This window comes from Kribbella sp. NPDC056951 (assembly GCF_042674205.1).
In the GTDB taxonomy this organism is placed as follows: domain Bacteria; phylum Actinomycetota; class Actinomycetes; order Propionibacteriales; family Kribbellaceae; genus Kribbella; species Kribbella yunnanensis.
On the sequence record NZ_JBHUQZ010000002.1, the window covers coordinates 605879 to 625719 of the forward strand.

At 69.3% G+C, this 19841-nt stretch carries 12 protein-coding genes; 2 read left to right on the top strand and 10 right to left on the bottom strand.

Annotated elements, in window-relative coordinates; genetic code table 11:
- Position 1: 1 nt before the first annotated feature.
- A complete protein-coding gene (locus ACFTSF_RS10460; RefSeq protein WP_380153569.1) occupies positions 2-391 on the bottom strand; it encodes a hypothetical protein in 390 nt (129 codons plus the stop codon).
- Positions 388-4356 carry a type VII secretion protein EccCa gene (eccCa, locus tag ACFTSF_RS10465; protein ID WP_380153570.1) on the bottom strand — a complete coding sequence of 1323 codons (3969 nt, stop codon included), beginning with the start codon at positions 4354-4356 and terminating at the stop codon, positions 388-390. Before eccCa ends, ACFTSF_RS10460 begins: the two co-directional genes overlap by 4 nt.
- 169 nt (positions 4357-4525) lie before the next feature.
- Here eccCa and ACFTSF_RS10470 point away from each other — a divergent pair, with 169 nt between their 5' ends.
- Positions 4526-5407, top strand: coding sequence for a hypothetical protein (locus ACFTSF_RS10470; RefSeq protein WP_344164050.1), 882 nt, complete (start codon positions 4526-4528; stop codon positions 5405-5407).
- Here the strand turns inward: ACFTSF_RS10470 and ACFTSF_RS10475 are convergent, their stop codons facing one another.
- The 8 genes from ACFTSF_RS10475 to uvrA form a co-directional block, all read right to left on the bottom strand.
- Positions 5408-5674, bottom strand: a complete 267-nt coding sequence (locus tag ACFTSF_RS10475) for a hypothetical protein (protein WP_344164053.1) — start codon at positions 5672-5674, stop codon at positions 5408-5410.
- The gene (locus ACFTSF_RS10480) at positions 5675-6202 is read right to left on the bottom strand and encodes a hypothetical protein (protein ID WP_380153571.1); all 528 of its coding nucleotides are present in this window, start codon (positions 6200-6202) and stop codon (positions 5675-5677) included.
- Complete coding sequence (locus ACFTSF_RS10485) at positions 6196-14151, bottom strand: toxin glutamine deamidase domain-containing protein (protein WP_380153572.1); 7956 nt, start codon at positions 14149-14151, stop codon at positions 6196-6198. Before ACFTSF_RS10485 ends, ACFTSF_RS10480 begins: the two co-directional genes overlap by 7 nt.
- Positions 14152-14221: 70 nt before the next feature.
- Positions 14222-14503 (bottom strand): hypothetical protein, encoded by a 282-nt coding sequence (locus tag ACFTSF_RS10490; RefSeq protein WP_344164062.1) that lies wholly within the window; start codon positions 14501-14503, stop codon positions 14222-14224.
- Positions 14500-14862 carry a DUF6507 family protein gene (locus tag ACFTSF_RS10495; protein WP_344164065.1) on the bottom strand — a complete coding sequence of 121 codons (363 nt, stop codon included), beginning with the start codon at positions 14860-14862 and terminating at the stop codon, positions 14500-14502. The genes ACFTSF_RS10490 and ACFTSF_RS10495 overlap by 4 nt, the downstream gene beginning before the upstream one ends.
- A gap of 99 nt (positions 14863-14961) precedes the next feature.
- Positions 14962-15267, bottom strand: coding sequence for a hypothetical protein (locus ACFTSF_RS10500; RefSeq protein WP_380153573.1), 306 nt, complete (start codon positions 15265-15267; stop codon positions 14962-14964).
- A 13-nt stretch (positions 15268-15280) separates the two neighbouring features.
- Positions 15281-15619: a hypothetical protein gene (locus tag ACFTSF_RS10505; RefSeq protein WP_380153574.1), complete on the bottom strand. Its 339-nt coding sequence runs from the start codon at positions 15617-15619 to the stop codon at positions 15281-15283.
- Positions 15620-15849: 230 nt separating this feature from the next.
- Positions 15850-18978 (bottom strand): excinuclease ABC subunit UvrA, encoded by a 3129-nt coding sequence (gene uvrA / locus ACFTSF_RS10510; RefSeq protein WP_380153575.1) that lies wholly within the window; start codon positions 18976-18978, stop codon positions 15850-15852.
- Between the two features lie 195 nt (positions 18979-19173).
- On the opposite strand from uvrA, the gene ACFTSF_RS10515 reads away from it, so the two are divergent.
- Positions 19174-19833, top strand: a complete 660-nt coding sequence (locus ACFTSF_RS10515; protein ID WP_380153576.1) for an MBL fold metallo-hydrolase — start codon at positions 19174-19176, stop codon at positions 19831-19833.
- The last annotated feature ends 8 nt before the right edge of the window (positions 19834-19841 follow it).

The following is a 19841-nucleotide window of genomic DNA, read 5'->3' on the forward strand; positions in this document are numbered from 1 at the left end:
CTCAGTGGGTCTCCTCGTTCGCGGCCTCGGACGTCCGGATTCCCCCGGCCGTCCAGACCTTGCCGCCGAGCCGATCGATCAGGGTGTAGGCGTACTTCTCGGCGACTTCGCGCGCGCCGTCCTGGGCGGTCGCGCGGATCTCCACCCACCAGGCCGGGGTGTCCACCACGCCGACGGTCGCGCCGAGCATCCGCTCGACCTCACCGGGCACCTGGATCAGCAGCGGCAGCTCGACCGACACCAGCGGCAGGTTGTCGTCGTCGCACAGCTGGACGACGGCACCGCCGCTGACCGCGCGCACACCGAGCTCGTTACCCGCGGCGGCGAGGCCGGCCATGACGTCGTCACTCGACGGGCGCCCGTCGACGAGCGCCACCAGGTCGTAGGTCATGTCGTTCCTCCACTGCTCTGGGCGGCAGCCTGGACCGGGTCGGCCAGTGCCGTCTGGACCAGCTCCGGTCCATCGCCTCGTCGTACGAACAATCCGCGGCCGGGCGGGTAGTCGCCCGGGTACGCGCCGGTGAAGAGCTGTCCCTCAGCGCGGTCGCCGGACAGCACCAGGCCGGCTGCTCCGGACTCCATCACCGCGGACAGGAACGGCTCGTACATCTGCCGCGACGCACCCGAGGCGCGCCGGGTCACGATGAAGTGCAGCTTGATGTCGCGGCCGGCCGCGACATACGGCAGGAACGGGTCCATCGGCGACTGACCGCCGGACGTCAGCAGGTCGTAGTCGTCAGCCAGTACGACGATTCGCGGGCCGCCCTGACCGGTCTCCGGGATCGCGCCGCTGTCGTCCGGCATCCGCTTGGCCAGCTCCTGCGACACCCCGGCCGCGAGACCTGCCGCGACCCGGCCGGTCGGTGCGTAACCACCGACGTACTCCTGCGGGACGACCTCGCGCAGACCGCGCCGCGGGTCGAGTACGGCGAAGACCAGCTGCTCGGACGTGTGCCGCTCGATCAGCTGCTGCACGATGAGCCGCACGATGTTCGTCTTGCCGGAACCGCTGTCACCGAACACGACCAGGTTGGTGTCGCGACCGGCGAGGTCCAGGTAGACCGGCGCCAGTCCGCGCTCGTCCACGCCGATCGGCACCACGGCGGGCTGGCGGATGTCGTCGCCCACCTGGTGCCGCGGCAGCTGCAGCGGCAGGATCCGGACCTGCGGGGCCCGCGGTCCCTGCCAGGTGGAGCGAACCGTGACCGCCTGCGCCTCGAGGATGCCGGACAGGTTCTCGTCGTCGGCGACACCGTCGATCCGGGGCAGCGCGAACTGCCCGTACAGCTTGCCGCCCGGAACCAGCATCCGGCCCGGACCGGCCTTGCGCAGGACCTCCTGCAGCCGCCGGTCGATGTTGGACTCGGTCGGGTCGTTCAGCCGCAGTTCGAGCATCGTGCCGAACATCGCCTGGTTCTGCATCCGGACGTCGTTCCAGCGCATCATCGACGTCACCACGTGGATGCCGTAGCTGCTGCCGCGCTGCAGGATGTCGGTGATCGGCTCGTCCAGCTCGTCGAACGTGGTCCGGATCGCGCCGTAGTTGTCGATGATCAGTACGACGTCGGCCGACGGCAGCTCGGGGATCCGGCCCGCCGCGTGCTCCTGGCGCAGGCCCTCCATGGTGTCGATCGCGTGGTTGCGGAACACCCGCTCGCGGTGGTCGATCATCCCGCGGATCTCTTCGACCGTCCGCCGGATCCGCTCGCGGTCGGTCCGCAGCGCGACCCCACCGACATGCGGCAGCTCGGACAGCGCCTGCATACCGCCGCCGGCCAGGTCGAGCGCGTAGATCGCGACCTCGAGCGGGGTGTGCGTGTGAGCCAGCGAGGTGACGATGGTCCGCAGTGCGGTCGTCTTGCCGGAGGCCGGACCACCCACGATGGCCGCGTGACCACCGGCGCGGGTCAGGTCCAGCCGGAAGACCTCTTGGGTCTGGTTGGTCGGGTCGTCGACGACACCGACCGGCGGCTGCATCGGCGGCACCCGGACAGCCAGTTGCAGACCGCGTCCGTCGACGAAGTCGGTCCGGCCGCCGAGCGCGTCCAGCGTGCAGGCGGTCGGCAGCGGCGGCAGCCAGATCTTCAGGACCTGGTCGGCGGCCTTGCGAACCTGGTCGACGAAGACGGTCAGCTCGGTCGGACCCGTCGTACGCTCCGTCGCCTTGCTGCCCGGCTCCGGCTTCCCGGCCTCCCGCGCCGCCTCGAGCTCGGCCTCGGTCTGCTGGTACGTCGGGAGCAGCATCGGCCGCGCCTCGGTGCCTTCGTCCTCGACGATCACGTCGGTCGGCGGGACGTACGCGCCGGACACGTAGGCCGCGCGGAACCGCTGGTAGACGCTGGTGTCTACCTTGAGGAACCCGAAACCCGGAAGCGGCGGCAGGTGGAACGCGTCGGTGGTGTCCAGCACCGTGCGGCTCTCCTCCTCGGAGAACGTCCGCAGACCGAACCGGTACGACAGGTAGGTCTCCAGACCGCGCAGCTTGCCGGACTCGACCCGCTGGCTGGACAGCAGCAGGTGGATACCGATCGAACGGCCGATGCGGCCGATCGACAGGAACAGGTCGATGAAGTCCGGCCGCTCGTTCAGCAGCTCACCGAACTCGTCGATGATCACGAACAGGTGCGGCAGCGGCGGCATCTCCGGCTTCTGCTTACGGTGCAGCCGGTAGTCGGTGATGTTCGCGATGTTGCCCGCGTCCTTCAGGACCTGCTGACGCCGCTGCACCTCGCCCTCGAGGCTCTTGTACGCGCGCTCGATCAGGCTCGCGTCGTCCCGCAGGTTGGTGATGATGCCGGACACGTGCGGCACCCGCTCGAACGGCGCGAACGACGCACCACCCTTGAAGTCGACCAGAACGAACGAGAGATCCTCAGGACTGTGGGTGGCCATCAGCGCCATCACCATCGTCCGCAGCACCTCGGACTTACCCGAACCCGTCGCACCGACGCACAGGCCGTGCGGGCCCATACCGAGCTGGGCCGATTCCTTGAGGTCGACCTGCACCACGGCTCCGGTGTCGTCGACACCGAGCGGGACCCGCAGGAACGCCCGGTCGGACCGCTCCTTCCACAGGCGCTTGAAGTCCAGCTGGCCCACATCGGAGATGCCGATCAGGCCCATGAAGTCGACGTCGTCGACGTGTCCTTCTTCCTCGAGCGACTCCGCGGACAACCGCAGCGGGGTCAGCTCACGGGTGATGCCGGCCGCGACCGCGGCCTCCATCCGGTCGACCCGGCCACTGGCCGCCATCGGGTACGCGCCCCGAAGATCCTCGATGCGGACCTCGTCGCCGTACACGGTGATCCGCATCGTCACCGAACTCGGCTCCTGGACCCGATCGGCGACCAGGTGCAGCACGGTTACCCCGAGCTCACCAGGCAGGATCGAGTCGTCGGCGCCCGGACGGACCTCGGCCGCGACGTCGCCGTACGTGTCGTGCAACACCAGCAGCCGCTTGGTCAGCTTCTTGCGGTCCTCGAAGGCGACCGACCCACGACGCGACTCGGTCGCCCACTGAACACGCTCGGCGAGATCGCCCGACAGCAACTGCGACAGCTCGTACGGCGTCTCGGCGATCCGGCGGAACGGCATCGCGCCCTGCTTGCGCTCGGGATCCTGCACATGCGGAAGCCACGCCATCCAGCTCCAGTCCGGCAGCGCGCGCTGCGGGAAACTGGCCGCGATCGCGACATCCTCCGGCGCGTGGAACACCGCGGTCTGCACGAGCAACGAACGAGCAACCCGTACGGCGCCTTCGCGGTCGCCGACGATGCTCACGTTGCCGACGTGGTCCAGCGGGACAGTCAGCGGCATATCCGGCATCTCGGTGAAACGCCGTACCAGCGCGGTCGCCTCGGCCGTCATGAACGGGTCCGGCGGCTCCATCGCGGAACCACCCTGACCCACCCTGGCCGGCACGACCGGAACCCGGCCGCTACCGCAGCGGGGCTGCAGGAAGTCACTGTCGGTCCGGCGCCGCTCCCACAGCCGCGAGACGTCCGCCACACAGTCCAGCAGCGCGTCCGGCGGCGGGTTCAGCTCGAGCGCCTCGGCCCGCGACTTGCGCTCCTCCTTGACGAACTCGTCGCGCATCCGCTCGAGATAGTCCAGGTAGCGGGTCCGCTGGCTCTTGCGGTCCTTACCGCCTTTGCCACGCGAGGACAGCATGCCGCCGACCGACCCGACCAGCGTGAGCCCGAGGAGGCCGACACCGACCATCACCATCGGACCGGAGCGGCCCATCGTCATCATCGCGACCGAGCCGACGCTGCCCACCAGCGGCATCAGCATCTGCATCGCGCCACCACCGCCTCCGCCACCACCTCCGCCGAGGTGTGGTGCGGGTTCGATCACGCGCTGCTGCTGTACCCCGGGTGGAGGTGTGCGCCGCGCCGGGCGGTGCACGATCCGGCTTGCCACTAAGGTGTTCCTCCGCTGGGCGTGCCGCGCGGTTGCGCGGGGAGACTTCGTACTTCTTACCGACGGACGTGCGAGACACTGTAGTGGTGGGTGAGGTCAACCGATGACAGGGACTAACGATTCCGCAATAGTCGACGTGATTGCGGAGCTCGCGCCGATCTGGCTGCCGGGCTGCGTCGTCGACCCCGCCGAGCGAACCGTCGAGGTCGGCTGGGGACGCGGCGCGCTGCAGATGTCCGCCGTGGTAGGCGTCGGCGAGATCGTCGATCGTTGCCTACAGCTACCACAGGCTCGCTGGGCCGAACAGATCGAGGCCTGGCTGCGCGCGGTCGTCGCAGAGGGTGAGCTCGCCACCGACGAACACCGCTTCGGCGATGTCGCCGAGCGTCAACGCGCCTTGCTCGTCCAACGCGGCTGGTCGGCTCGTACGGCGGGTCCGGTCGCCGACGCGTTGCTTCCGTTCGGTGACCACTTCGAGGTGGTCGTGTTCGTCCGCACGGGCAGCGAGTTGCGCCGATTGACCGTCGTACGGCGATCAATGCTCGGCCTCGGCGATCCCGGCGGACCGTCCCCTGTGCAGCTGAGTCTGCACGAGATCGCGGACCTCGTGCCGGTGGAGCAGAACGGGATCTCGATCCTGCAGCGCGACGGCGATCCGCTGGTGTCGATGGCGGTCGTCGACCGCGAAACCTTGTTGCCCCAGGCATCGATCGGGGCCGGCGTACTGATCGGCGTACCGCGGCTGAGCACGGTTGCGTACTGCCCGGCCGATGCCGGTCAGGCGCGCGCTGATGCCTTGGCTGCTTGGGTTGCGGACAGCTACCGTGGTGCGCCCGACCAGTGCTCGCCCGACCTGTTCTGGTTGCAGGGGGACCACATGGTGCAGGTGCCTGTGACGCTGGCCACTCCCCCGGCCGCCGTACTGCCCGCTGCGCTTAAGCCGCAGCCACGACGCACGTGGCTGCGGCACCTCTTCGGGCGGTAGCTACTTCGTTGGCGAAGGGTTCACGGGGCCGGTCGTCGACGAGCTCGGCGTCGGCTGTTTTTCCTTCGCCTGCGCCGATTTGAAGTAAGCGACACCCGCACAGCCGGCGCAAGCCAGCGCACCGATCATCACACTGGCCAGCACCCGGCCGGTCTGCTCGTTCAACGTGTTCTTGGCCCGCTCAGCCCCGAACAACCAAGCCTCGCGCAACCGGCGACGCCGTACCGCAACGGACTCGATGACCTGAGTCCCATATGTGCCCGACACTCAGCTCTCCTGATCCAACGCGTCCAACGCCGCCACATCAATCGGCAACGGCTCAAGCGCAGCCCGATCAGCCACCTTCCGGAGTGGAAGGGAGGCGAAGCCAAGGTCCAGCTCCCCCGGACCGCGGGTGTAACCGCCGCCCCGGGCAAAGAACTCCAGCAACGGCTCGTAAGGGTCGTCCAACTGCGGGAACCGCTGCCGCGGAAGGTCACCCAGCGCCGCCCAACGCACCATCAACGGGGCGATCTCCTCCGGAACCGGGAACAGATCACTCGACGACTCGTCCAGCTCCAGCTTCGCCAGCAGCGCAGGGTCGACGTCGACGTCCGGATCCAGGGCACCGGCCAGATCGCTCGCCGGCCAGCCCCGCTCGGCCCCGAGGGCCAGCGCCCACTGAGCCGTCCGCCGGAGGAACTCACGGGCGAGCCGGGCCCGCGACCGCTGGTGCGCGGCCATCAGGCTGTCGTCCCACTTCACCGCGAGCAGCCGCTCGGCCATTCGCTCCGCGGCGGCCGTGTCGGTCACCATCCCTTTTGCTCCTTAATCGCCTGGACGATCGCATCCAGGTTCGCCTTCGACAAGTCACCCGGCGTGAACGGCGTCTCCCCGAACGGCGAGGTCAGTCCGTACCGCGTCTTCCACAATGCCAGCAGGTCCGAGTCGTTACCGCCCTTCAGCGACAACGGCGACAGCTCGTGCGGCCCCGGGTTCTTCGTGTACAGGTAGGTCGGGTCGTCGGCGGGCCCTTCCCACATGTCCGGATCGGCCAGTTTGTACGGCGCTCCGGCCTCGAGCAACTTGGCTTCGACGTACTCGTGAGCGACCAGGGAACGCACGGCGTTCTCCTCCCGGATCGTCAGGTCGCCGGCCTCCGCCTTCTTCCACAGCTCCGCGATCCCCGGCATCGCCTGGAAGTTACCGTGCCGCACGTCGCCCGGTCCGATCGCCACGTCGTGCTTGTTCACGAACATGTTCCGCTTCGCCACGTCCACCAGCTCGGTGATCTCGGCCAGCTTCGCCGGGTCCTCGTCGTGCAGGTCGAGCGCCTCAGCCACCTTCGGCACATCGTGCGGGTTGTTCCGGATCGCGCGGTACCCGTCGTCCAGGTCGTCGTCGAACTCGACGAACTCACCCTTCTCCGGAGTCCGAACCGGATACCCGGCGTTCGCCCCGGTGGCCTCCCGGATCACCGTGTTCGGCGGCGCCCCTTCGGCCAGCGGATCCGGCTGCCCGTACGGCCGCTCCCCCGGCTGACCACCGTACGACGGCTGTCCCCCATGCGGCGGCTGACCGCCGTACGACGGTTGTCCACCTTGCGGATCCGGCCCACCGTGCGGCTGCCCACCGTAGGTCGGCGGCTGACCGCCGTACGACGGTTGCCCGCCCTGCGGATCCGGCCCACCGTGCGGCTGACCGCCGTACTGAGGCTCGTCCGGCGTGTTCCGCGCCTGCGGCCCGAAGTCCGGCTGGTTGTACGGATCCCGCTGCCCCGGCCCAAACCCAGGCTGCGGGTTATGCGGCTGCCCCGGCTGGTTGTACGGGTTCGGCTGCCGCGGGTCATACCCGGGCTGCTGCCGCGGGTCATATCCCGGCTGCTGCCGCGGGTCGTAACCAGGCTGCGGCTGCGGGTCGTGACCAGGCTGCGGCTGCCGCGGATCGTGACCAGGCTGCTGCCGCGGGTCATACCCGGGCTGCTGCCTCGGGTCGTAACCGGGCTGCTGCCTCGGGTCGTAACCGGGCTGCTGACGTGGGTCATAGCCAGGCTGCTGACGTGGGTCGTAACCCGGCTGCGGGTTCCGCGGGTCGTGCGGTTGCCGCGGATCGTAGCCAGGCTGCTGGGGGTTATGCGGCTGCCCGGGCTGGTTGTATGGGTTCGGCTGCCGCGGGTCATAGCCCGGCTGCTGCCGCGGGTCATGGCCCGGCTGCGGGTTCCGCGGGTCGTGCGGTTGCCGCGGATCGTAGCCAGGCTGCTGCGGGTTATGCGGCTGCCCCGGCTGGTTGTACGGATTCGGCTGCCGTGGGTCATACCCAGGCTGCTGCCGCGGATCGTGACCAGGCTGCGGGTTCCGCGGATCGTGACCAGGCTGCTGACGCGGGTCATACCCCGGCTGCGGCTGACGCGGATCATGGCCCGGCTGCTGGCGCGGGTCATACCCCGGCTGCGGCTGACGCGGATCGTGACCAGGCTGCTGCCTCGGGTCATATCCGGGCTGCTGGCGCGGGTCGTAGCCAGGCTGTTGCGGGTTGTGCGGCTGCCCCGGCTGGTTGTACGGGTTCGGCTGCCTCGGGTCATACCCAGGCTGCTGCCGCGGGTCGTAACCCGGCTGTTGCCTCGGGTCATAGCCCGCCTGCGGGTTCCGCGGGTCGTGCGGCTGCTGCGGGTTGTAGGTGGGCTCGCCCGGGCGTCCGGGGTTAGCCGGCCGCTGCGGATCCCAGCCCTGCTGGTTACCGCCCGGACCGAACTGGCCCTGCGGGTTCTGATCCGCGTGGTGCCCCGACGGACCGAAGCCCTGCGAGGGGTCGAACTCCCCCTGCGGCGGCCCATAGTCCGGCGTCGGGTGCCCCTGCGGCGGACCGTAATCCGGTGTGGAGTGCCCCTGCGGCGGACCGTAGTCCGGGGTCGGGTGCGTCTGCGGCGGACCGTAATCCGGGGTCGGGTGACTCTGCGACGGACCGTAGCCCGGGTGGCCGGGCGGCGGGCCGTAGTCCGGCACGAAGTCGCCCTGGGTTGGGGTCTGGTGCAGCGGCTGACCGCCTGGGCCGAACGGGCCGGTCGGGGTTTGCTGGCCGGCCATCTTGTCGGCCCAGTACGAGTTCGGCGTCTGCTGCGGCCGCTCGACGACGATCGGCTCCGGCGTGTGACCCGGCGGCATCTCGACCGGACCACCGTGGTCACGAACGTGGATGTGCCAGACGCCGTCCGCGTCCTGCTCCATCTTCGTCGGGTAGAACGGCGTGTGCGGTCCGTGCATGACCTCGTCGATACCGACCGCGGGGTCGCGCATGAACGACAGGTCCTTGCCGTGCTGGGCGTCGATGTGCAGTACGACGCGACCGGCGTCGTACTGTCCGCCACTGAAGTCGTCCGCGCCGTTCTGCGCCTTCGCAGAGTGCGTGAACGCCGGCTCGGTCGCGGTCTGACCCGGGCGGTACCGGTTCAGGAACTTCTCCAGGTCATCCGCCGAACGGAAGCTGATACCGCGGTGGATCTCGCCGTGGAAGTCAGGCAGCTTGTTCAGCACCGACGCCGCGACGCGAACCACCGGCTTCTGCTCGACCGAGCGGTCGCCCGCACGGTAAGCGTCGTTCACGTCCTGGTGGTCGTGACCGATCAGCATCCGCTCGAGCGAGGTGATCTCGGCCGGCGACAGCTCGTCGATCTGGTCACCGAGCTGCTGCCGTCCGCGTTCGCGGATCTCCGCCAGCTTGCCCGGATGCATCTCACCCTCAGCACGCAACGCGGCAACATCCGCGTCCGAAGCCCGATACCCAGGCCGAGCCAGCTCAGACCCCCGGAACGGCCCGTCATCCGCCGTCGGATGCGACCCAAACTGATCCCGCCCCACAGGCGCCCGCCCATCCGGTGCATGCGTATCCGGCGTACGACCATCCGGCACACGCGTGTCCGGCGTATGACCGTCGGGCGCATGCGTGTCAGGTGCGTGCGTGTCCGGCGTGCGCCCATCCGGTGCATGCGCGTCGGGCGTGCGCCCGTCAGGTGCGTGCGTGTCCGGGGTGCGCCCATCCCGGACGCGAGTGTCCGGCGTACGACCGTCAGGCGCGTGCGTGTCCGGGGTGCGCCCATCCGGCACGCGAGTGTCCGGCGTACGACCGTCAGGCGCCTGGGTATCCGGCGTACGACCATCCGGCACGTGCGTGTCCGGCGTACGGCCGTCAGGTGCATGCGTGTCCGGCGTGCGGCCGTCGGGTGCGTGGGTGTCCGGGGTGTGGCGGCCTGGGGCCGGGTGGTCGAGGCCGTCCAGGCGGTCGGCCATCGACGGCTGGTCCGCGTTCCGCGGGGAGGTCGGCTCGGTGTGCGGTGAGTCGACGTCCGGCGTACGTCCGTCCGGAGCGTGTGTGTCCGGCGTGCGTGCCTCGGGTGTGTCGACATCTGGCGTGCGCGCACCCGGCGCATCCACGTCCGGCGTACGTGCGTCCACGTTCGGGGTGTCGGCGGTGTGGCGTGGGGTGGAGGGCTGGTCCAGGCCATCCAGGCGGGCTGAGATGGGCGACTGGCCGGTGCCGTCTGTTCCGAACTGGCTGGTGTCCGGCCGGTGCGTACCGGGCGGGTTCAGGTCCGGCGTGTTGACGCTGGCGTGGCCCGGCACCACCGGGTCGGTACCGCGGAACGTGTTCGACCGGAGGTGCGACATCTGCGAGGCCGGCGGCATGTTGGCCGGGCGCGGCGGGCCCTCCCAGCGACCACCCGGCTCGCGGACCGCGAACTGGATCGACGTGATGTCACCCGGGTACGGGTTCGCCGGATGCGGACCGTTGTGCCCTGGCGGGTACGCGTCCATGATTCGCGCGGGCTTCGGCTGCGCGTCCAGGAACTTGACGTTCCCCGAACCGTCCACGAACGCGTTCAGCACGTGCCCACCACCGGGGATGCCGGGCATCGGCGACGCCCACTCCACGAAGACGTTCGCGTGCGTACCCGGCTTGCGGCCGGCCAACGCGTCGTGCAGCCGCTGGTAGGCGGCGTTGGTGAACTCCGACGGCGGGCGCGACGGATCGGCCCGCATCTGGTTCTCGGCCGGGAAGTTCTCCAGGTCCATCCACTCGAGCGTGCCCTCGGCGTCCTCACCGCGCGCCATCTTGCGGCCGGAGGCGAGGTCCGGAGTGTCGCCGTTGAACGTGTCCGCGACCCGTCGGGACACATCCGCGCAGTTCATCTGGTACTGCGGGCTGCGCAGGTGGTCCGGGTTGATCTTGTCAGCCCAGTCCTCGGGGTTGCTGTGTGGCGGGTCGCCGACGGAGTCGCGCAGCTCGCCGCGGCGGGGGTCCGCCGGGTGCGCGTCCACGAACGCATTCGGGTCGACCTGGTTCCGCGGCTTGCCCGGCGCCGGCTGCATGTACTCCGGCTTCATCGCGTCGATCTCGCGCTGACGGTTCAACGGGCTGTCCCAGTGCGGGTCGTTCCCGCCATCCGGGTGATCCGGCGTGCGGCGTACCGCTGCCGGGTCGTACGCGGGGTCGCGGCGATCCCACAACGTCGGCTGCGGAGTCGGGTTGTCCGGGTCGTAGTCGAACGGCTTGTTCTTCGGGTCGTTCGGGTCGAAGTCCGTCCGGAAGTCCGGCTGGTGCGGCCGGCCCGGCGTGTTGTTCAGCCCCGACGGGTCGCGGTAGTCCGGCGAGTCATACCCCTCATGCCGCCGATCCCCCGTCGGATGCAACGGGTCCTCCCCCCGAGCCCGCACAGGCTGCCCATCGGGCGTGCGAGTCCCGTCCGGGGTACGCGTGCCATCGGGCGTGCGAGTCCCCTCCGGGGTGCGCGTGCCATCAGGCGTGCGGGTGCCATCAGGCGTGCGGGTGCCGTCGGGAGTGCGCGTGCCATCCGGCGTACGCGTCCCATCAGGCGCATGCGTCCCATCCGGCGTGCGAGTGCCGTCGGGTGTACGTGTGCCATCCGGGGTACGTGTGCCATCCGGCGTGCGCGTCCCATCGGGAGTGCGCGTGCCATCCGGCGTACGCGTCCCGTGCGGGGTGCGCGTCCCGTCCGGGGTGCGCGTCCCGTCCGGGGTGCGGGTGCCGTCGGGGGTGTGCGGGGCATCTGGGCTGTGGGGGGCGTCCGGCGTGCGGGGTGCGTCGGGGGTGCGGGAGCCTACTGGCTGAACGCCTTCGAGGCGTTCGGGGATGGTGGGCTCCTTGCCGTCCAGGCGGTCGGCGATCGACTGGCGCGGTGTCGGGCGGACGGGGCCGTCCGGCTCGAGGCGCTGTGCGATCGTCGGCTCCTTGCCGTCGAGGCGCTCGCCGATCGTCTGCTTCGGCGCGTGCGGCTCATCCGGCGTACGACGGGGAGCATCCGCGTCGGCGTCGGTACGGCGTGGTGCGTCCGCGTCGTAGTCGCCACGCGTGCGCGGCGTGTCCGCATCCGGCGTCCGGCCCGGTCGAACCGCGTCCGGCGTGCGCGGTGCATCGGGCGTCCGCGGCGCATCCGGCGTACGGCGTGGGTCCGGCGTACCGGTGTTCGGCGTGCCCGCGTTCGGCGTACCCGTGTTCGGGGTGCCGTGCGGCGGCGTACCGGCGTGCATCGGCATCGGCGCGACCGCGGGGTCGCCTGCCCGCGCGGCCGGTGTCTCCGGTGCATGCGTCTGCGGCGAGACGGTGTCGGGTGTGTGCGTGGGTGTCGACGGCGCATCCGGCGTCGTCGTCCCCGGCGTGTGCGTGGACGACGGGGTGTGCGTGGACGTCGGCGTATGAGTCGAGCTCGGCGTGTTCGTGGACGTCGGCGTGTGGGTCGAAGCCGGCGTGTTCGTCGACGTCGGCGTGTGTGTCGAGCTCGGCGTGTTGGTGGACGTCGGCGTATGCGTCGAGGTCGGAGTGCCCTGCGCGTGTGTCGGGCCCGGGGTGGGCTCGAGCGAGTCCAGCTTCGGTGTCGTCTGCGACGAAGGCGTGTTCGTCGAGGTCGGCGTGTGGGTGGAGCTGGGGGTGTTGGTCGAGCTCGGCGTGTTCGTCGAACTCGGCGTGTTCGTCGAACTCGGCGTCGTCTGCGACGAAGGCGTGTTCGTGGAGCTCGGGGTATTGGTCGAGCTCGGGGTGTTCGTGGAGCTCGGCGTGTTCGTCGAACTCGGCGTCGTCTGCGACGAAGGCGTGTTCGTCGAACTCGGGGTGTTCGTCGAGCCCGGCGTGTTCGTTGTGCCAGGGGTGTTCGTCGTGCCCGGCGTGTTTGTGGAGCCCGGCGTGTTCGTCGTACCCGGCGTGTTTGCGTGGGCTGCGGGGGCCTGGGGCGTGGTTGTGCCTGGGTCGGCGTGGGAGCCCGGGGTTGAGGTGACGGGGTCGGCGTGTGAGGCCGGGGTGGACGGAGCGGTGTCCGTGTGGGCTGCCGGAGTCGACGGGCTCGTGTCCGTGTGGGCTGCCGGGGTGTTCGGGGTGTCGACCGACGGTGTGTTCACCGAGGGGGTGTCCACCGACGGCGTGTTGACGGACGGGGTGTCGACCGACGGGGTGTGGGTTGAGACGTTCGGGGTGTCTACCGACGGGACGTCGACCTTCGGGACGCCCTGCATCTTGAACGTGTCGCCGACGATCGGAATCTTCGAGAGTCCGCCGGTGACGTCGGCGACCTTCGGGATCTTGTTGACCAGGCCGAGTGCGCCGTCGTGCATCGCCATCCGGCCGAGCTGCAGCTTCTCCGCCATACCGGCGACCTTCGTCACTGCCATGCTCGCGGCACCGAACTTGCCGGCCATCGCAGCCGTCTTCACCGCACCCGCCGTACCACCACTGGCCACGGTCGCGACCACGTTGGTGAGCGCCATACCGAAAGCCTTGGCCGGGTTCTTCGCCCACTCGTCCCAGGCGACGAAGCCCTTCAGCATGCCTTCACCCATGGTGAGGCCGGTCTCGCCCCACTCCTTGACCCAGTCGGGCCGGGTGTCCTGGCCGGTGAGCTTGTCGAAGCCCCACCAGGCGAGCTGGTACGGCGCTGTGACTATCTGCCCGACCATCGTGCCGAGCCCCACCCAGGCGGCCCCGGCGTCCTCCCAGGTCGGAATGTCGTAGCCGAGGTTCTCCTTGGCCCAGTCCTTGAGCCCGGGGATCATGCCGAGCAGCGGCAGCACCGGGATCAGGGTCAGGATGCCCTCGATGGTCTCGCCGACCACCGTCGCGACACCGACGACGAAGTCGACCGGCGCCATCAGGACGTCCTGCCAGAGCGGGCGGTCACGCTCCTCCGGCGTACCCCAGGCCGGCGGTGGCGGGTCGCCCTCCTGCTTCGGCTGCTCCTTCGGCTTCTCGCCTTCCTTGAGACCGGTCTTCGGGTCCCAGGGCTTGCCGCCGTGCAGCCTGACGATCGCGTTGGCCGTGTCGAAGCAGAGCTTCGGCAGTTCCTCGTTGACGATCCGGGTGACGTCAGCAACCATCCGGTTGTTGTCGTCGATCATGTCCTGGTCGTTCTGCCACTCCGGGTTGCCGTTCTTGCGCTTGTGCCAGGTGTGCGCTTCGTCCCGGATGTTCTTCAGCGTGCCGAGCTTGCCGCGGACCTCGTTGGCGAGGGTCTCCAGGTGCACCGACATCTTCGGCAGGCTGGGCCCGAACTCGGTGAGGTTCTTCTGAACCTTCCGCGTCGAGTTGACCAGGATCTCGCGCTCAGGCGCGTGGTAGTGGTCGTTCAGCCGCTGGAACGTGTTGTGGACGTTGTTGCCGACGTCGGTGAACCCCTGCCCGAGCGGACCCAGCCCGAACACGTTGCGGTCGAGGGCAGAGACCACCTTGTCCAGGTCCGCGATCGGGATGCCTTCGGGTTGGATCATGTCAGCTCAGTCCTCGGGTCACACGGGGGTCGACGATCAAGTTCAGGTACGGCGGTCGTGCGGGGCAGCGTCAGGACTGCGGCCGGGCCGCCGTCATCGCCTGGTCCAGCGTCTGCTCACTCGGCGCGAACGATGTGATGCCGTGCTCGGCGAGCAGGTAGATCCGGTTGGCGAAACCGGGCGGTACGAACACCAGGAACTCCTCGGCCTGGTACGCGGGCCAGGCCGCCAGGTCTTCGACGGCCGTCGCGAGCTCGGGGTTCCCCGCCTCGGCGGTCAGCCACTCGGCCAGCCGCACCCGCCCGGCCTGCGCGACGTCGTCCGGCGCCAGCGCGGATTCTTGTTCGCTCATACGGCTCTGTTCGCCCCTCTGTTCACGCCGGGCACCTGCGGCATCTCGCCGCGTCCGGCTGCGCGCTGCGCGTTGAGAGCCATCTCGTTCTGGCCCTCCATGTACGCCTTCACAGCGTTCTGGGCGCCGGTCAAGGACGCACCGATCTGCTTCGCCGCGGCCTCGAGGGTCGGCGACCAGTGCGTGGCGTACTCGCCGAGCGCACCCGCGACGACCGTGAAGGTGCTGTAGTTCAGGCCGTCCGCGACGGTCTGCAGCTTGGTGCCGTAGTCCTTGGCCAGCTGATCGAACGGCGTCGCCGCGGTGCTGGTGTCTTGGAGGACCTTGCTCACGGCCTCGACATTGATATCCCAGTCCACTCAGTCACTCCTCAGGTCTGCCGGGACCTGGCCCGGGCGACAACAGGCCTGGACACCTCGTGCCGAGGTGCCCAGAGCCGGGGGAAGCTGTGCGTACGGTCAGCCGCCGATGCCGTCGACCGCGGACGACGCCTTCTTCAGGGTCGCGGCGGCGGTCGCGTCGTTCTGCGCCATCGTGTCCTTGAGCGTCTTGATGATCGCGAGCGTCTGGTCGGCCGCCTTGTTGAAGCGGTCCTCGACGCCACGGTAGTTCTCGGTCACGCCACTGGCGGACGCGTCGGACAGTGCGGCCGTCACGTTCTGCTTGTGGGTGGCGATCAGCGCGGAGATCTGACCAGCGAGGTTGTTGATCGTCGACTGCACCTCACCGGAGGCGGCGGTGTCGTAGGCGTTGCGGTTTGCCATGTCAGTTCCTCTCTCAGCGCTTACCGAACTTGGCGGCATTGAAGTCGGCCGAACCCTGGGCCTTCTTCGCCTGGTCGGCCATCTCGCTGTCACCACCGCGGAACGCGGCGTCCATCCCGGACTGGCCTTGGTTGATCGCCGCGAGGCCGGCGTTCAGGTCGCCCGCGATACCGTCGACCTGCGCCTTGAACCCGTCGAACATCTGCTTACCGGCGCCGCTCATCTTGCCCTCCAGCGGCTGCGCGGCAGCGACCAGCTGCTTCACCAGGCCACCAAGGTCCTGGGTCCCGGTCCCGGTCTTCTTCGCCAACTGGCTCAGGGTGTCCTGGCCCATATTCCAGCGCTGTCCCACGATGTCTCCTCCGAAGTTCTGGTTGCTCCGCGAGCGCAACCTTAGTCCGACCTACGGGTCACCTCGGCACCGCCAGGCGCTCAGCTGCACCTTTCCATCCCGACGCAAACCTTCGCCCGGACGGCACTCCCGAAACTGGTTGCCCACAACAAGTTCTTGGCCGCCCGCTCCGGCACCCGGTTTCGGGCAGCGGCCGCCTGTCGGGCGACCGCTTTCCACCCCAGCAGGCCTCAGCCGGCCGCGCGCTTCCGCGCCGGTGCCTTCTTGGCCACCGCTTTACTTGCGGTGACCTTGGTCGCAGCGGTCTTGGCGGCAGTTGTCCTGGTCGCAGCCGTCTTGGTCGCAGCCGCCTTCTTGGCCGGCGCAGCCTTGGTCGCGGCGGTCTTGGCGCCGGCGGTCTTAGCACCGGCAGTCTTGCTGGCGGCGGCCTTGGCCGGAGCCTTCTTGGTGGCGGTCTTCTTGGCGGGGAGCGACTTGGCTTCGGCGGCGAGGACCTTGGCGCTCGGCTTCGCGGCGCGGCCGGCCAGGATCTCGCGGAGGAACTCACCGGTGTACGACGCAGGGTTCGCCGCGATCTCCTCCGGTGTCCCCTCCCCCACGAGCGTGCCACCGCGACGACCGCCGTCGGGGCCGAGGTCGATGATCCAGTCGGCGGTCTTGATCACGTCGAGGTTGTGCTCGATGACCAGCACCGAGTTGCCCTTGTCGACAAGCCCGCCGAGAACCCCGAGCAACTTGCGGATGTCCTCGAAGTGCAAACCGGTGGTCGGCTCGTCCAGCACGTAGACCGTGCGGCCGGTCGAGCGTCGCTGCAGTTCGGAGGCCAGCTTGACGCGCTGCGCCTCACCACCGGACAGCGTCGGGGCCGGCTGCCCGAGCCGGACATACCCGAGGCCGACCTCGACCAGGGTGGTCAGGTGCCGCGAGATCGCCGGGATCGCGGCGAAGAACTCCGCGGCCTCCTCGATCGGCATGTCCAGTACGTCGGCCACCGTCTTGCCCTTGTAGTGCACCTCGAGCGTCTCGCGGTTGTACCGCGCGCCGTGGCAGACCTCGCACGGGACGTAGACATCCGGCAGGAAGTTCATCTCGATCTTCAGCGTGCCGTCACCGGAGCACGCCTCGCAGCGGCCGCCCTTGACGTTGAACGAGAACCGGCCCTGCAGGTATCCGCGGACCTTCGCCTCGGGCGTCTCCGCGAACAGCTTGCGGACGTGGTCCCAAACCCCTGTGTACGTCGCCGGGTTCGACCGCGGGGTCCGCCCGATCGGTGACTGGTCGACGTGGATGACCTTGTCGACCTGGTCCATGCCGGAGATCTTGGTGTGCCGGCCGGGGACCGCGCGGGCGCCGTAGATCTGCCGCGCGAGTGACGTGTAGAGGATGTCGTTGACCAGCGTCGACTTGCCCGAGCCCGACACCCCGGTGACCGCGACGAACACCCCGAGCGGGATGGTCACGTCGATGTCCTGGAGGTTGTTCTGACGAGCGCCGTACACCGTCAGCTCGCGGCCTTCGGTGAGCGGCCGGCGGATCGCCGGGATCGGGATCTCCTTGCGGCCGGAGACGTAGGCGCCGGTGATGGAGTCCGGGTGGTTGCGCAGGTCCTCGACTGTGCCGGAGACGACGACCTGGCCGCCGTGCTCCCCCGCGCCCGGGCCGATGTCGACCACCCAGTCGGCGTGGTCGATGGTGTCCTCGTCGTGCTCGACCACGATCAGCGTGTTGCCGAGGTCCTTGAGCCGGACCAGGGTGTCGATCAGCCGCCGGTTGTCGCGCTGGTGCAGACCGATCGACGGCTCGTCCAGCACGTACAGCACGCCGACCAGACCGGACCCGATCTGGGTCGCGAGCCGGATCCGCTGCGCCTCACCACCGGACAGCGAGCCGGCCGGCCGGCTCAGCGCCAGGTAGTCCAGACCGACGTCGAGCAGGAACCGCAGCCGCTCGCCGATCTCCTTCACCACCCGCTCGGCGATCTGCTTCTCGCGCGGTGACAGCTCCATCCCGCGCAGGAAGTCGTGCACCTCGTCGATCGACATCGCGCTGATCTCGGCGATGTTCTTCCCGCCGAGGGTGACCGCGAGCGAGATCGGCTTCAGCCGGGCGCCGTTGCAGGCCAGGCACGGCACCTCGCGCATGTACTCCTCGAAGCGCTCCCGGCCGGTGTCGCTGGACGCCTCGGCGTGCCGGCGCTCGACATACGGGATCACACCTTCGAAGGTCGTGTAGTAGGAGCGCTCGCGGCCGTAGCGATTCTGGTAGGAGACGTGCACCTGCTTGTCGTGCCCGGTGAGCAGCGACTTCTTCGCCTTGGCCGGCAGCTCGGCGAACGGCGTGGTGGTCTTGATCTTCAGGTCCTTGGCCAGCGCCGCGAGCAGCCGCTCGAAGTACTGCGAGACGTTCGCCCCGGACCAGGGCTGGATGGCGCCCTCGTCGAGCGACTTCTCCGGGTCGGGGACCAGCAGCTCCGGGTCCACCTCCATCCGGGTGCCGAGACCGGTGCAGACCGGGCAGGCGCCGTACGGCGAGTTGAACGAGAACGACCGCGGTTCGAGCTCGTCGATGGCGAGGGGGTGATCGTTCGGGCAGGCGAGCTTCTCGGAGAACCGGCGCTCGCGGCCCGGGTCCTTCTCCGGCAGGTCGACGAAGTCGAGCAGGAGCAGGCCACTGGCCAGGTTCAGCGCGGTCTCGACCGAGTCGGTCAGCCGCTGCTTGGCCGAACTCTTCACCGCGAGCCGGTCGACGACCACCTCGATGGTGTGCTTCTTCTGCTTGTCGAGCTTCGGCGGCTCAGTGAGCTGGATGATCTCGCCGTCCACCCGGGCCCGCGCGAACCCCTGACCGCTGAGCTGGCGGAAGAGATCGACGTACTCCCCCTTGCGGCCGCGGACGACCGGGGCGAGCACCTGGAAGCGGATGCCCTCCTCCAGCTCCAGGACGCGGTCGACGATCTGCTGCGGGGTCTGCCGCGCGATCGCCTCGCCGCACTCGGGGCAGTGCGGGCGCCCGGCGCGGGCGAACAGCAGTCGCAGGTAGTCGTAGACCTCGGTGATCGTGCCGACCGTCGAGCGCGGGTTGCGCGAGGTCGACTTCTGGTCGATCGAGACGGCCGGTGACAGCCCCTCGATGAAGTCCACGTCGGGTTTGTCCATCTGGCCGAGGAACTGGCGTGCATACGCCGACAGCGACTCGACGTACCGCCGCTGGCCCTCGGCGAAGATGGTGTCGAAGGCAAGGCTCGACTTCCCCGAGCCGGACAGCCCGGTGAACACGATCATCGCGTCCCGGGGCAGCTCGACCGAGACGTCCTTCAGGTTGTGCTCACGTGCTCCGCGCACGATCAGACGGTCAGACACAAGCTCACTCTCAGACGTTCTCGTGGGTTGTCCGGGTATGCCCCGTGATGCTAACGAGGCCCACCGACAAAAACTTCCGGCCGCCGAGCGGAGCAGCCGTTTCGAAAGTATATTCGATCGAAACCACCCTTCCGTGCAAATCGGCGCAGGTGCGAGGATCGAGTCATCACCGATGAGAATCCAGGGAGATGGCGCATGCCGGAGTACCACGGGAACGTCGAGGTCGGCGGCCCCGCCCAGACCCACGAGCTGGCCAAGCTGATGATCACCAAGGTCGCGGTCGGCCCGATGAACAACAACGCCTACCTGCTGCGCTGCCGGCAGACCGACGAGCAGGTCCTGATCGACGCCGCGAACGACGCCAGCACCCTGCTCACCCTGATCGGCGACGGCGGCCTGGCCCGGATCGTCACCACCCACCGCCACGGCGACCACTGGCAAGCGCTGGCCGAGGTCGTCGCCCGCACCGGTGCCACGACTGTGGCCGGCCGCTTCGACGCCGAAGGCATCGACGTACCGACCGACCAGCTCGCCGACGAGGGCGACCAGATCTCCGTCGGCGACTGCCGCCTGCGCGTCATCCACCTGGTCGGCCACACCCCCGGCTCCATCGCCCTCGTGTACGACGACCCGGACGGCGCCCCGCACGTCTTCACCGGCGACTGCCTCTTCCCCGGCGGTGTCGGTAACACCGAGAAGGACCCGCAGCGTTTCGAGTCCCTGATCAACGACGTCGACACCAAACTCTTCGGCACCCTCCCCGACGAGACCTGGGTGTACCCCGGCCACGGCGCCGACACCACCCTCGGCACCGAGCGCCCGAGCCTGCCGGAGTGGCGGGCGCGTGGCTGGTAGCTGCCAAG